The following is a 15,175-nucleotide window of genomic DNA, read 5'->3' as shown; positions in this document are numbered from 1 at the left end:
CCATGTTTTAAATAGTAAAAATTAGAAAAAAAGCAGTGCAATTCTACTATAGATAGAAAAGCTAGATATTGTCAATTAATGTATAAAAATATAAATGAAATCAAAAAAACGTCCCTGCTCTATACGGGGCAGGGACGGATAAAATGATGGATTTATTCCGGAATATAAGCTTCTTTCCCGTTGGAATCTCTTGCCGCATCGTGGGATCTTGATGCTTCTTCGATAGCTCCGAAGGCCCAGAACGAAATCGGTACATCCTTCCAGGAAGCCGTTGTTACGCCGGTCAACGGGCCGCGGTCAAGAATACGGTTAATAATGACAACGGCTTCGGCACGCGTTAATGGCTGGTCAGGACGGAACGTGCCGTCGGAATAGCCGGTCATGTAGCCCAGCTTTGCTACAGCAGCAATCTGGACGGAAGCCCAGTGCCCTTTCACATCGCGGAACGCCGGATTGGCAGCAGCAGGATCCAGCTGCAGCCATTTGGCAATAATCGCCGACATTTCCGCACGCGTAATCGTCGCGTTAGGCTTAAAGCTATGATCCGGATAACCGTTCAGAATACCAACCTGCTGACCCCACCGGATTGCTTCGGAAGCCCAGAAGGTACTGGATACGTCTTTAAAGGCGGTAACGGAGCCTTTGCCCGGAAGAGTTCCGGATAAAAGACGATACAGCATCGTGCTCATTTCCGCTCTTGTCACAGACTGATTAGGACGGAAGGTGCCATCGGAATAACCCGTCATATACGCGTCATGGTGAACGCCTGCCCCTTCTGCGGAAACAACCGTAAACGTACTGAACTTGTTCACTTCTATTTGGATGCCAACCGGATAACCTTTGTCGTTATAGACAATTTTACCGCGCTGGAATACCTTGTCGCCATCCGAGTGCTCGATATATACGCCAAGGCTGGCGAGGAACAGCTTTCTTTGATTCAAATCGCTTGGAATTACGCTGGAATCAAGCGGGAAAGTAACTTGAACCGCCACTTTTGGAATATTCGTCTCAATCTTCATTGGCATGCCTATGATGCTTACATGACCGGATTTCACGATTTTGCGGATAGCTTCAGCGTTAACCGTCCTGTCTTTTACCGCATCCTGCTCATCCTTCTTCCGAATCGGCACGATATCAAAGAAGAATTCCTGGCTGCCTTTCATTGCACCCAATGCCTCGGTCGACAGATGAAGCGTTGCGTTTTCCGTTTGAATCTCGACCTGAATCGAGCTGTCGAGCAGATATTTGATGGAATTGACCGTCAGCTTCACTTTCACCAGATCTGCAGGATCGCCCGGAATATCATCCACAATAATTCTTACTTCTCCTTGATGTGCTCCAATGGCGCTTTCAACCGCTTGTTTGATCTTGTCCTCGTTCATAATAACGATATCCACTTTCTTGCCGCCGATAACTTCCCGAACAATATCAATTTGAACGACTACTTGCGGGTGATCCGGGTCGCCAATTTCAACCGTTACTTGGCGCACATTCGTGTTGCTGACTGGCTTATTAACTACTTTAACCGTACGTATGACTTCTACGGCTTGATTGCCTGCGAGATCGACCGCGTTATAATGCAGGGTGTACGTACCAGTCGTTGCGGTATCGACCGTTCCTGTAACAGTTGCCGTAGGAGCTGCTGGATTCGCATCCTGAACCTTGGCTCCTTGCTCCGTATAGGTATTCCCGATGTAGACATTAACCGTATCATTGCCATTAAGCACGATCACCGGAGCCGTCTTATCAACCTTTACTTCAACGGACTTGACTTCGCTTGTATGATTCGCAGGATCGATAACTCTCGCACTAAAAGTCGTCAGTCCTTCCTGAGCTATAACGACAGGAGCGGTATAGCTTGTCCATGTTCCAGCGTCGCCAAGCTTATACTCAACCGTGTTGCCCGGGTCGGTTGAGACCGTCACCGTTACATCGTTTTTCGTCCAGCCTGTCTCGCTTAGTGTAATGGAGAAGTTGTTGCTTACTTTGACGTTCTGAGTAGGAGCGATATTATCAAGCGTTGCAAGGAGAACGTTGCCCGCAGCATCCTTGATAACCGCCCCGTTAAGGGCCAATGCGCCGGAATCAATGCTGATCCCATCCGAATCTTGGTCTTCCAGACGTACCGTGTAAAGGAACTTAAGCACGCTTGATGATGCATTTCCAAGGTATTCAGCCTTCACAACGGAAGATCCGATTTGTACTTGAATGTAAGGAGTTCCGTTTGTTACATCAAGAGTAACAGGTTCACTAATTTGAACAAGAAAAACCAGATCAGCCCCCGCATGATACGTTCCGTCAACAGGAACGCTGACCAGGCTTACAACCGGCGCTGTTGTGTCAATCCATACACCGCCTGTATCGCCTGTACCCGCAAGAGTAAGAACGGCCGCATTGCCTGCCTGGTCAGCTATTGCAGCGCCATTCAAGGAGATGCCTGCCGCCAGCTCTATGCCATCCGAATCCGTATCGCCTGCTTGTACTTCATAGCGGTATACGAGCGCACTGGTGCCCGAGCCTGATACATACTCCGCTTGAACCGTTTTCCCGTCAAGGGTTACGTCCAGTTTTGGCGTTCCTCCGGTTACATTCACGCTTTCGCTGTAACGAATAATGAATGGCAGATTTGCTCCTGCTTTGTAAGATCCGCTTGCTGGAACACCCACCTGGGTGATGGTTGGCGCAACGGCATCTACCTTCACCGAAGCGGTGCTGCCTAAGCCGCTAAGGACGCTTGCCGCGTTATTGCCCGTTGCATCCTTCAGTTTTCCACCGTTGAGATTTAGGGCTCCTACTTCAATGCCGTTCAAATCGTTATCACCCGTTTGAACCGTGTAACGGAACAGCAGCTCCTTTGTTCCCGATCCCGAAACATACTGAGCTTGTACAGCAGTCGAACCAAGAGTGATCGAAATGGATGGCGTTCCGGTAACGGCTACCGCCTCGTCATAATGAAGCGTGAAGTCCAGCTGGTCTCCTGCAACATAGGTATCATCTGCCGGTAAGTCTACATGGTCAATCGATGGAGCAATTGCATCGATGAAGACAAAGCTTGTGCTTCCTGCCGAAATCAGCGTTAGATCCGCCGCATTGCCGGCTGCGTCCTTCATCGCGCTTCCGCCCAGTCCAATTGCACTGCCTAGCGTGATGCCATCGGCATCAAGGTCCCGGGCTTGCACGGTGTAACGGAACTGCAAAGCGTTGGTCCCCGTACCCCACGCATATTGGGCTTGTACTTCAGTTGTACCGATCGTAATGGTCAAAAACGGCGTTCCCCCGCTAACCGTTACATTCTCATTGAAGTTAACCGTGAAATCCAGCTGGTCTCCTTCTTTATATATTCCGCTCACCGGGACACTAACGCTGGTAACCTTCGGTACGTTTGCATCCACTCGCACTGCGCTAATGTTGCCTGCGCCAGTTAGAGCAAGACCAGCCGCATTCCCAGCGGCATCATTAATGGCAGCGCCATTCAGATTTACCGAGCTGCTTATCTCGATACCGTCGGTATCCTCCTGTCCTGCCGCCACCATATAGCGGAATACCAATTCATTGGTTCCGGTGCCCGACACGTACAAGGCCTGGACTGGAGCGGAACCAATTGTTATTGATAAATATGGCGTTCCGCCGGTTACGTTAACCGCTTCGTCGTAATGAACCGCGAAGGTTAAGGCTTCTCCTGCTTTGTACGTAGCGTCAGCAGGTACATCAATACTTGTTGCAGCCGGGGACACCGCGTCTACTTTCACCGCAGCCGTGCTGCCCAGGCCGGTAAGAACGGCAGCCGCGTTGTTGCCTGTTGCATCCTTCAGTGTTCCGCCGTTCAGATTCAGGGCTCCAACTTCGATGCCATTTGCATCCATGTCACCGTTTTGCACGGCGTAGCGGAACAGCAACGCTTTTGTTCCCGTACCTGAGACGTATTGGGCTTGTACAGCAGTCGAGCCAAGAGTAATCGAAATGGATGGCGTTCCGGTAACGGCAATCGCCTCGTCATAATGAAGCGTGAAGTCCAGCTGTTCTCCTGCAACATACGTATCATCCGCAGGCAGGTCTACTAGTTCAATTGCAGGAGCAATTGCATCCACGAGGACACCGCTTGTGCTGCCTACGGAAACCAGCGTCAGACCTGCTCCATTTCCTGCCGTATCTTTCACAGCCCCGCTGTTCAAGTTCAGGGAGCTGCCTATAGAGATCCCGTCCAAATCCAACTGGCCCGATAGAACGGTATAGCTGAACACTAAAGAATCCGTACCCGTTCCCGTTGCATATGCCGCTTGAACGGCAGAAGAACCAATCGTAATAGGAAGGGTTGGCGACCCGGTAACCGTTACTTGTTCACTGTAGTGAACCGTAAAGCTTAAAGTCGAACCTTCATTGTAATAACCGTTGCCAGGCACTTGAACGCTGTTGACGGCAGGAGATGCGGTATCCACCTTCACTCCGCCAGTCCCCCCTGCTGTTAAGGTCAGAACAGCCGCGTTGCCTGCCGCATCCTGAAGAATAGCTCCGTTTAAATCAAGAGAGCTGCCTGCTTCAATGCCGTCCGCGTCATTATCTCCTGCTTGCACTTCATACTCGAACAGGAGAGAGTCCGTGCCCGAACCAGACACATAAACGGCATGGAAGGATGCTGAGCCAATCGTTAGAGGCAAGAAAGGCGTTCCGCCGGTTACCGTAACCTTTTCCTTATAATGAACGGTAAACCTCAGCATGTCCCCTGCTTTGTAAATACCGGAATCCGGTACCTCTACATTGGCAACAGTTGGGGCCGCCGTATCGACCAAAACCCCGTTGGTGCTTCCCGCAGCGGTAAGCGATAAGCTAGCCGTATTGCCCGCTGCATCGTTTAGCGATCCGCCGTTTAAAACAACCGCATCTAATTCAATGCCGTCTGTGTCCTCGTCTCCCGTCTGAACGGAATAAGTAAACGTAATATCCTTAGTGCCTGATCCGGAAGCATAAACGGCATGAACCGCAGCGCTTCCGATCGTTATCGTGATATAAGGCGTCCCGGATACAGTCACTTTTTCATCATAGTGAATCGTAAGGTTTAAGCTGCTGCCCGATTTGTAAAAGCCCGCCGCAGGCACATCGATACTTGCAACGGAAGGTGCCACGGCATCGACCAGTACTTGGCTGGTATCGCCAACACCATTCAAGGTCAAGTTTGCCGCATTGCCTGCCGCATCCTTTAACGTTCCTCCGCTAAGTGCCAGCGCACTGCCAACCTCGATGCCATCCTGATCTTCTTGCCCGCTCAGCACCGTATACCGGAATAAAAGAGCGCTAGTCCCCGTTCCGGATACATATTCGGCTTGAACCGAGGAAGAACCAATGGCGATTGGCAAGGTTGGCGTTCCGGTAACCTCAACGTTCTCCGAATAATGGACAATAAATTCCAGAGTGGCACCTGATTTGTAGCTGTTATCCGCAGGTATAGCTACGCTCGTAACCGCCGGTGCAGCCGTATCAACCAGGACGGCTGTCGTACCGCCAACGCCAGCCAAGGTCAAAACGGCATTATTATCCGATTCATCCTTTATCGTACTGCCATTCAAAGAAATAGAGCTTCCTACTTCAATGCCGTTATTATCATTGTCGCCAGCTTGCACGGCGTAGCTGAATACAATCGTATCCGTACCCGTTCCGGACAAATATTGTGCCTGCACCGTGGAGGAGCCAATCGTTAGAGGAATTGAGGGTGTTCCGCCCGCAATGACCACCTTTTTGCTAAAATGAACCCTAAAGTCCAGATTAGCCTCTGGCCCGTAGGTCTGGCTCATTGGCACATCAACGCTGCTAACGGTTGGGGCTGTCGCGTCCACCAACACCGCAGCCGTACTGCCTACATGGTTTAAAGCTAGATTCGCAACATTCGTGGCGGCGTCTCTTACGGTACCGCCGTTTAAGTTCAAGCCGGACGCAACGGCAATTCCGTCGGCATCAAGATCCCCAGCTTGAACGGTGTAGCGGAAAAGAAGGTTTTGCGTTCCCGATCCGGATACATAGGCTGCTTGAACGGTCTTGCTGCCGATCGTTAACGGCAAATAAGGCGTTCCCGTTACCGCTACCAGCTCATCGTACTGAACCGTGAATTCGAGATCTTGCCCGGCGAGATAAGTTTTATTAGCAGGCACGGTTACACTGCTGACTGTTGGGGCAATCGCGTCTATCCATACGATATTGGCGCTGATGCCGGAGAGAGCGAGATTTGCGTTATTGTTTGCCGCATCCCGAACGGTTCCCCCGTTCAACACCAGATTTGCCCCTGGCTGAACCCCGTCGGTATCAAGATCGCCCGCTTGGATCGTGTAGCGGAAAGAAAGATTTTGGGTTCCCGATCCGGATACATAGATTGCTGGCTTCGAAGATGTACCGATTATAACCGGCAAATAAGGACTGCCCGCTACATTTACGTTCTCGGCGTAACGGACCGTGAAGTTAAGCTGATCGCCCGTCTTATACGAACCGCCAGCAGGCAGATCTACCGAACTGACGGTTGGCGCCACGGCATCTACTTTTACGCCTGCCGTGCTGCCAACACTGTTGAGAGTCAAAGTTGCCGCATTGCCAGCCGGATCTTTAATGGTGGCTCCATTGAGGGCCAGCGTATTTAAAGTAATTCCGTCGGCATCCGATTGCCCGTCTTGCAAATCGTAACGGAAAGCAAGCGAGCTTGTTCCCGAACCGCTTGAATAATTGGCTTGTACGTTTGTTGAACCGATAGTAAGGCCAAGGCTAGGCGCTCCCCCCGCTACGTTTACGGGTTCATTGAAATTGACCGTAAATGCGAGGCTTTGCCCGCTGCCGTAAGTCGCGTTAGCCGGCACACCTACTGAGGCTACCGTTGGAGCTGCGGCGTCAACTTTTACATTGGTTAAAGAGCCAATATTATTGAGGGTAAGAATACTGTCTTCATTACTGGCATTTTTAATGGTGCCGCCATTGAGGCTGATCGAGCCTCCTAAGGATACGCCATCCGCATCAAGCTGTCCGCTTGTTACCGTGTAGCGGAAGGTAATAGCGGTAGTGCCGGTACCTGATGCATAGGTTGCCTGTACAACGGTCGAACCAATCGTCAGAGAGATGGAAGGCGACCCCGTTACGTTGACGATTCGGTCAAAATTCACCGTAAAGTCCAGGCTTTGTCCGGCTGTGTATGTTCCATTCGGCGGAGCAGCCACCGACAGTACTTTTGCGTTTGTTGCGGTGGTCACTTCCAGCGCTGGTTTATTGGAAGGCGCATTGTTGGAATTAATCGCGAACTGATTGCTTTTTCCCGGCGTGTCCTTGCTTGTCAGCACAAGGGTTGCTTTTCTGTCACCCGTAGCCTGGGTTTTAATATAGGAAGTAAGATCAAGCAACAAAAACTGATTTTGCGCAATGCCGGTCTGTCCATTAATAATGGTAACGTCTTTGGTGGGGATCTTTTGCGAAGATTCCGATACAACGTCGTCATTAGACCCGTAGACATTTACAAATAGTGGGGTTATGTCTGTATGGTCGTAGTCTATATACGGCACATACAGCTTTAGTATTGCACTCGATACGGTGTCGTTGACTGGTATAGAACTCAGATCAAATTGCATAACCGTTACAGAGTTGCCATACGCGGAATCAAAATAAGTTCCAATCCAGTTATATCCAGGACCTACGGAATCATCCCCATTAAAATAATAACCGGAATTATCGTGGAAATAATCCACGCTTGCCGGAATGGGGGCCAGAGCTGCCGCATAACCCGTTTGCGCGGGCAGCAGTCTGAATACGATCAATGCCAGCAGCACTGACATAACCGCCATCCCTATTTTTCGTAAAACACCTTTCATAATCCGCCTCCTTAGTTGTTCAGATGACCCTTGACCCCGTACCGTTCGTCTCCCTTTTAATGCTCGCATGTCCGCCGGATTTCGCGCCAAAAACCCTCTCAAGCCGCACTGCTGCCCTGTTATCACCAAAGGGCAATGCTAACATGAGAGGTTGCTTATTTTTAGCGAAAATAGGTCCTGACTACCAGTTCGACATTTCCTTCCAGTTTCCTGTCTCCAAGACGAAAACTTAGTATTTTTTGGTAAAAAATAAAGACAGCTGTGCTTGGCACAGCTGCCTTCATGTTAAACGATTATTTTTAATAATGAGGCCAAACGATATTTTTCAAAAACGATTTCGGCTTCGGCCGGAACGCTCCATACGCATTCTTCCAAGCTGCATGCTACCGGTACTTCAATATTAATCCGTGCAAGGGTGCGGGACAGATGCAGCATATCGAGATCTGCCTCAATCTTTGCCTTAATGCTTTTGGACAGAGAGTCCAGATTGCCTAAAATGCCGTCGATCGATTCAAACTCTTGAAGAAGCTTTAGGGCTGTTTTCTCGCCGATCCCTTTAACACCCGGATAGTTATCGCTTGTGTCACCGGTTAATCCCTTCATCTCGATAATTTGGAAAGGATGGACGCCTTTATCTTCTTTAAGGAAATCCAGATCATAGACCGCATAATTGCCTCTGCCTTTTTTCATAATGACAACGTGAATGCGTTCTTCTACCAGCTGAAGCATATCCTGGTCGCCTGTCAGGATGTACACATGCGCCATCTGGCTAAGCTGCTTCGAGACGGTCCCGATACAATCGTCGGCTTCGTAACCTTCAATACCAATGTTCGGAATGCCAAGAGCGGCTACAATATCTTTTACAAGCGAAAATTGCGGGATCAAATCGTCCGGGGCTTCCGGCCGGTTTGCTTTATAATTGGAATACATCTCCGTGCGGAACGTCTTGCTTCCCATATCCCAGCAGCAAGCTACATGGGTTGGCTGGAATTGGTTCACCGCATCAAACAGGTATTGCATGAACCCGTAAATCGCGTTTGTCGGCGTGCCGTCAGCCAGTCGCCTGGCACTGTATTGCTGCGCAAAATACGCCCGGAACAGCAGCGCCATTCCGTCTACGATAAGAATTTTATTTTCGTTCATTAGGAGGCCATCCTCTACAAATAATATGATTCTATTGTACAGTAGATTTGGTGTTCATTGTAATGCAAAAGCTGGCATTGACTTGGCTTGGCATGGGTCGCTTGGATCGCTGCGCAAGGGGATGTTCACGCTAGAGGGGAGTGGCTGTTCTCGCTGCGTAAGGGAATATTCTTTCGATCGCTGTTGTGTCCGGATTCCTTGAACAATTCGGCCAATGGTCCGAATCCGGACACAAAGGCGAGCGCTCCGCTTCTCAAGAACATTCCCTTACTCCGCTCACCGCTCACCAGCCAACAAAGCCATGCCGCTGACTTTGCATGAAGATGAACCCCAAACCCTGTACGGGCTTGGGCCGTATGCCATCACTCCATTCCCGAGTGATGACAACTTATGAAAAATCATCGTTCAGTTCACGAGTGATGACATATCAAAGAACTCCAGCGGTCGGATGAGTATTGGTTTGCCGAGTGCCCTCGCATCATCCGCGATTCAAAAACTCCCCGATTCTACCAGTGGCTTCAAGCAGCCTTGCTTCGTCTTCGACCAAAGCAATCCGCACGAATCCTTCGCCTTCGCTGCCAAACGCTTCCCCGGGAATAACCACAACTCCCGTCTGATCGAGCAGCGAGCGGGCGAACTCGCGAGATGTCCATGTTGTGCCGTCGCCGCGCTTCGGCAGCTTCGCCCAGATGAACATCGTCGCCTTGGGCTTCTCGACAACCCATCCCGCTGCGGCCAGCGCTTCGATGAAGGAATCTCGCCGCTGTTCATATAATACGCCGGCTTTTGGCGGCGCAGAAGCAGACATGGCTTCCTGCAGCGCGACAACGCCAGCTTCCTGCACGGCGCCAAACACGCCGTAATCGATGTTTTCCTTCAGCTCGCGAAGAGCGCCGACCGCTTCCCGGTTGCCTGCAAGGAAGCCAATTCGGCAGCCGGCCATGTTAAAGCTTTTGGACAAGGAATGGAACTCTACCGCTCCGTCCAGAGCACCGGGTACCGCCAAGATGCTTGGCGGCTCATGGCCTTCGAAGGCCATTTCCGAATACGCCGCGTCATGCACAACCAGTACTTCATATTGCTTTGCTTTGGCAAGAAGCCGCTCGAAGAAGGCCAGATCGGCAACAGCGGATACAGGATTGCCGGGATAGTTAAGCAAAATAAATTTCGCGCGCTGCCACACTTCTTCCGGCACCGCATCCAAATCCGGAAGGAAGTGATTCTCTTCCTTCAGCGGCAGCAAATACGGCTCAACGCCTGCCAAAGCCAGCGCCGCCGTATAAATCGGATAACCGGGATTAGGCACAATGACCACATCACCCGGATTGCAAAGCGACATCGCCAAGTGGGACAATCCGTCCTGCGAGCCCATCAGAGATACAAGCTCCTTGTCCGGATCCAGCTTTACCCCGAACCGGTGCTCCATCCAGGCGGCCGCCTGACGGCGGAAGCTTCCGCTTCCATGCGTGCCCGGATAAGCGTACATGTCCGTACGGAGCGCGGCTTCGCTTAATGCTTTCCTTACCGCTTCGGTTGGAGGCTTGTCCGGACTGCCGATGCTCAGATTGATAATATCCCGGCCCTTGCCGGCCGCTTCGGATCTCCACTCCGCAACCTCCGCGAAGATGGACGAGCCAAGCTGCGACAAACGTTCAGAACGCCATTGTTTGCTCATTCGATCACCCGTTCCATACTTGCTCGTATTGTTCTTCTTTATAGCCAACCGTCACTTTTTTGCCGTCCGTCACGATTGGCCGTTTAATCAGCATGCCGCGAGAAGCCAGCAGCTCAAGCTGCTCCTGCTCGCTCATGCCGCCAAGCTTGTCCTTAAGACCAAGCGCCTTGTACACTTCACCGGATGTGTTAAAAAACTTCTTAAGCTCCAGCCCGCTGTTCTGAACCAATACTTTCAGTTCAGCCGGCGTAGGCGTCTCTTCCACGATATGCTTCAGCTCCAGCTCATTGCCTTTCGCCTGCAAAGATTTCACGGCCTGGCGGCATGTGCCGCATTTCGGATATTGATAAATCGTCAGCTTGCTCATCTTGTATAAATCCTCCTGATTAGTCCCTTAAGTTAATGCCTGCTCCAGCTCCACAAGATCCGGGGGCAGCGCTGCCGTCCATTCGATCCATTCTTTGGTCATCGGATGGGTCAGTCCAAGCGTCTCCGCATGCAGAGCTTGACGGCCCGCGGCCTCTTCCCACGCCTCAACCTTGCCCGACTGAAGCCCATACATGCGGTCTCCAATAAGCGGGCAGCCTATATGCTTCATATGGACGCGAATTTGATGGGTCCGTCCGGTCTCCAGCTTAAGCCGAACTCTGGAAGCCTGACCTTCTCCAAAGATAGTTACCGTCTTGTAATTCGTCACTGAAGGATAACCTTCAGGCGTTACGATTCTGACATGCGGGTCGCCCGGATCCCGGTCGATGGGCGCATCAATCGTTCCCTCTTCCGGTGAAGGCTTGCCATAGACATAAGCGCAATAGATCTTCATAATCGTTCCGGCCTGAAGCTGCTCGGACAATTGCTGGTGAATATACGGATTTTTCGCGATGACGACAAGTCCCGAGGTATCCTCATCCAATCGGTGTACCGGACGGAACCGGACACGCTCGCCCCGTAGCTGCCAATGGTGCACAATCGCATTCGCCAGCGTATTCGTGTAGTGGCCCTTTGTCGGATGGACAATAATCCCCGCGGGCTTATTCACGACAAGCAAATAATCATCCTCAAACACAATCGACAGAGGAAGCTCCTGCGGCAAAATATCTTCCGACGTCTCTTCCTCCATCCGAATGGCCACCTGATCGCCTTGGGCAACCTTGGCCGTTGTATAAGCTCTAACGCCATTGATCGTAATTCCGTGCTCCGTCAGCTTGAGCCGGGACAGAAGCGAGCGCGAGACGCCCAGCTTCCGCTCCAGGACCGTTCTGACATCTTTCCCCGCCATATCAGCGCCAACCTCAACGACCAGCGCTTTATAATAACCCGCAATATCCGCTGCGGTCATTTGGACTTCTTGCGGAAGACTTCCGCACTCCGTACGTATTCGGTGTCCGGCACGCCAAGCTTTGCATTAGCCGCTCTTGCCGCGGCGAAGAAGAAGTCCGACAGCCGATTCAAATATTTCTGCACTTCGGGATTAGCCTCATGCTCGGCAGCAAGGGTCACAACGCGGCGCTCCGCACGGCGGCATACGGTCCTGCACACATGCAGCAAGGCCGACACCGGACTTCCTCCCGGCAATATAAATCTCGTAATTTCCGGCGCTTCGACGGTATATTGGTCAATCATAGCTTCGAGTCTCGACACAAGCTCCTCCGTTACTTTGAGCGGCGCTCCGGGACTTGCATAAGCCAAATCCGATCCGCAGTCGAACAACTCCTGCATAATATCAATGAGGAGCTGCGCCATCTCCTTTAGTTCCTCATGCTTCGCAGCCTCCGCTGCCGCCTGCCCGACAAAAGAATTCAGCTCGTCGATCGTGCCGTAAGCTTCTACCCGGATATCGTCCTTGCGTACGCGTCCGCCGATAAGAGAGGTCTGGCCTTTATCTCCCGTACGTGTATAAATTTTCACACTGATCCGCCCTTTCCTGTAAGGGTTATTCCCTTCATCATATCACAAATCAACTTGGCTCCATTACAAAAAAACAGACAGGGCGGCGCCCTGCCTGCTTACTCACGTTCACGTATTAACCCTGCTTCAGCTTGCGGACAAATTGTCCGATCCGGTCAAGCGCTTCGGTCAGCTGCGCAACGGAGGTTGCGTAGGAGCAGCGAAGATGTCCTTCTCCCCCAAGACCAAATACATCGCCCGGCACGGCCGCAACATTCCCTTCCTCCAGCAGCCGCTGCGCGAATTGCTCGGAGGTTAGACCGGTAGATGTAATCGAAGGGAACGCGTAGAAGGCTCCTTCCGGCTCATGGCATTCAAGGCCAATATCGCGGAAGCCCTTCACAACAAGCCGCCTGCGCTGGTTATAGGACTCCATCATCCGGTCCTTCTCTTCCAGTCCATGAGGAGTTAATGCTTCAAGCGCAGCATATTGCGCCATAATCGGCGCGCACATCACGGTATATTGATGAATCTTCAGCATTGCGCCAATCAGATCCTGATGTCCGCAGGCATAACCCATGCGCCAGCCGGTCATTGCAAAAGCTTTGGAGAAGCCGCTCACCAGAAGCGTCCGTTCCTTCATGCCCGGTATTGCGGCAAAGCTTACATGCTTAGAGCCATAAGTCAGCTCCGCGTAGATTTCGTCGGAAATAACGATCAGATCATTCTCTTCAACAACCTTCGCAATCGGCAGCCAGTCCTCGTACGTCATAATGCCGCCGGTTGGATTACTAGGATAACATAAAATGAGAACTTTGGATTTTGGCGTAATGACTGCACGCAGCGATTCCGCCTTCAGCTTGAAATTATCCTTCGCAAAGGTTTCAATGCCAACGGCTTTGCCGCCGCTTAGCGTAGTAATTGGCGAATAGGAGATATAACACGGCTCCGGAATCAGAATCTCGTCACCGGGGCTTATTAGCGCCCGCAGCGCAAGATCAATCGCTTCGCTGCCGCCAACCGTCACCAGAATTTCGTTCGCCGGATTATAAGAAACGGCAAACGAATCATTCAAATATTGTCCGATGGCTTCGCGCAGCTCCGGCATGCCGGCATTGGACGTATATTGCGTCTTGCCTTTCTCCAACGCATAGACAGCTGCGTCGCGCACATGCCATGGCGTTACGAAATCCGGTTCGCCTACGCCAAGGGTAATCACATCCTTGCGGGTACTGACCAAATCAAAAAAGCGCCGGATGCCTGACGGCTTAATGCTCCGTGCAAGCGGCGACAAGTAATCAGCCATTGATTGGCGATGATTGGATGTTACCTCGTCTTTAATCATAGCCGTCACCCTTTACGGCGAAATCATCAATCGATGGTCACCTTCATGCTCCTCGAAGATAATTCCGTCCTGTTTGTATTTTTTCAAGATAAAGTTTGTTTTGGTCGACAGCACTTTGTCGATCGGCGATAATTTATTGGAAACGAAAGAGGCAACCTCTTTCAAATTTTTACCTTCAATCTCGACAAGCAGGTCATACGCCCCGGACATCAGATAAACCGATTTCACTTCCGGGTATAAGTATATGCGCTCGGCAATGCCTTCAAAGCCGCGCCCGCGCTCAGGTGTAATTTGAACCTCGATCAATGCCGTAACCTTCTCGTCATCAACCTTGCTCCAGTTCACAACCGTGGCATATTTAACGATGATATGTTCCTCTTCCATGTAGGCAATTGCCTGCTTCACGCTCTCCACCGGCTCATTGAGCATGGCGGCGATCAGATCGGCGTCGCGGCGCGCATCTTCCTTAAGCAGCTCCAGCACTTTCAGCTGTAGTTCGTTCATCGTCAAACTCCTTCCAAAACTGCGGTTATTAAAATATTTTACAACGAAATAAAGGTTCCTGCAAAGAAAAAAAACGAAAGACCCCGAAGGGTCTTTACATGAAATAAGGCTGATGCGGCTGGTGCTGCTGCTGTTGGAACTGGCCGTATTGCGGGAAGGCCGGCTGAGTTCCGCCCATGCGCTGCTGCAAGTATTGCGTTGTTTTTTGCTGCGTTTGCTGATATTCCTTCGTCTGCTTGTCAATCTCCTGGCGCAAAGCCGAGGATGCCGTGTTGTACATATTTTGCGACTGCATAACCTGGAACAGGTTTCCTTGAAGCTTCAGCGTGCTGTTCAGCAGATGCGTGAACATCTGGCGAACTTCGGGACAAGACGATTCCGTTGCCGCAGTTGCGTATTCTCGAACGACGCGCTTCAAATCGGATAGAACCGTATAAGCCAAATCTTCATCCGGCAAATGATGCTGTTGTTGGTACATATCTAATATCCTCCTAAAAAGAATTATCACCCTAATAGCCGCCCGGCCATCGGGATGATTCTTGCTTCGTACGCACGCCCCTACATTATTGAGGCTGCGTAGGCGCCAGATGCTGGTGCTGCTGCAGGGACTGCAGCAGGGTTTGATAATGCTGCTGATGCGTCTGCAATTCGGCCATGCCTACCTGTCTTAAAGCAGGGTTAGTTGCAAGGGAAGCAAGAAGTGCATTTTGCTTGATCAGCAGATCTTCATTGGACATCGAGTCCGCGATATATTCCAGTTCTTTCGCGGTTAATGCTTGAAGCATATGG

At 51.1% G+C, this 15,175-nt stretch carries 10 protein-coding genes; all 10 read right to left on the bottom strand.

Features of this window, described 5'->3' with window-relative positions:
- Positions 1-152: 152 nt before the first annotated feature.
- Positions 153-7,832, bottom strand: a complete 7,680-nt coding sequence (locus M3194_RS16695) for an S-layer homology domain-containing protein (RefSeq protein ID WP_251655204.1) — start codon at positions 7,830-7,832, stop codon at positions 153-155.
- 285 nt (positions 7,833-8,117) lie between these two features.
- Complete coding sequence (locus M3194_RS16690) at positions 8,118-8,975, bottom strand: 5'-3' exonuclease (RefSeq protein ID WP_251655203.1); 858 nt, start codon at positions 8,973-8,975, stop codon at positions 8,118-8,120.
- A 478-nt stretch (positions 8,976-9,453) separates the two neighbouring features.
- On the bottom strand, positions 9,454-10,650 hold the full coding sequence (locus tag M3194_RS16685; protein WP_251655202.1) for an aminotransferase class I/II-fold pyridoxal phosphate-dependent enzyme: 1,197 nt from the start codon (positions 10,648-10,650) through the stop codon (positions 9,454-9,456).
- 4 nt (positions 10,651-10,654) lie between these two features.
- Positions 10,655-11,017 (bottom strand): arsenate reductase family protein, encoded by a 363-nt coding sequence (locus M3194_RS16680; protein WP_251655201.1) that lies wholly within the window; start codon positions 11,015-11,017, stop codon positions 10,655-10,657.
- A gap of 27 nt (positions 11,018-11,044) precedes the next feature.
- Positions 11,045-11,989 carry an RluA family pseudouridine synthase gene (locus M3194_RS16675; protein ID WP_251655200.1) on the bottom strand — a complete coding sequence of 315 codons (945 nt, stop codon included), beginning with the start codon at positions 11,987-11,989 and terminating at the stop codon, positions 11,045-11,047.
- A complete protein-coding gene (locus tag M3194_RS16670) occupies positions 11,986-12,558 on the bottom strand; it encodes a cob(I)yrinic acid a,c-diamide adenosyltransferase (RefSeq protein WP_251655199.1) in 573 nt (190 codons plus the stop codon). The genes M3194_RS16675 and M3194_RS16670 overlap by 4 nt, the downstream gene beginning before the upstream one ends.
- 115 nt (positions 12,559-12,673) lie before the next feature.
- The gene (locus M3194_RS16665; protein WP_285889305.1) at positions 12,674-13,882 is read right to left on the bottom strand and encodes an aminotransferase class I/II-fold pyridoxal phosphate-dependent enzyme; all 1,209 of its coding nucleotides are present in this window, start codon (positions 13,880-13,882) and stop codon (positions 12,674-12,676) included.
- A gap of 12 nt (positions 13,883-13,894) precedes the next feature.
- Positions 13,895-14,386, bottom strand: a complete 492-nt coding sequence (locus M3194_RS16660; protein ID WP_015843024.1) for an Lrp/AsnC family transcriptional regulator — start codon at positions 14,384-14,386, stop codon at positions 13,895-13,897.
- Between the two features lie 94 nt (positions 14,387-14,480).
- Positions 14,481-14,864, bottom strand: coding sequence for a spore coat protein (locus M3194_RS16655; protein ID WP_251655198.1), 384 nt, complete (start codon positions 14,862-14,864; stop codon positions 14,481-14,483).
- An 85-nt stretch (positions 14,865-14,949) separates the two neighbouring features.
- Entirely contained in the window at positions 14,950-15,171 is a 222-nt protein-coding gene (locus tag M3194_RS16650; RefSeq protein ID WP_251655197.1) for a hypothetical protein, read from the bottom strand.
- Between the last annotated feature and the right edge of the window lie 4 nt (positions 15,172-15,175).

The sequence above is a fragment of the Paenibacillus glycanilyticus genome, assembly GCF_023715145.1.
GTDB classification, from domain to species: domain Bacteria; phylum Bacillota; class Bacilli; order Paenibacillales; family Paenibacillaceae; genus Pristimantibacillus; species Pristimantibacillus glycanilyticus_A.
This window is presented reverse-complemented; position numbering and strand designations above follow the sequence as displayed.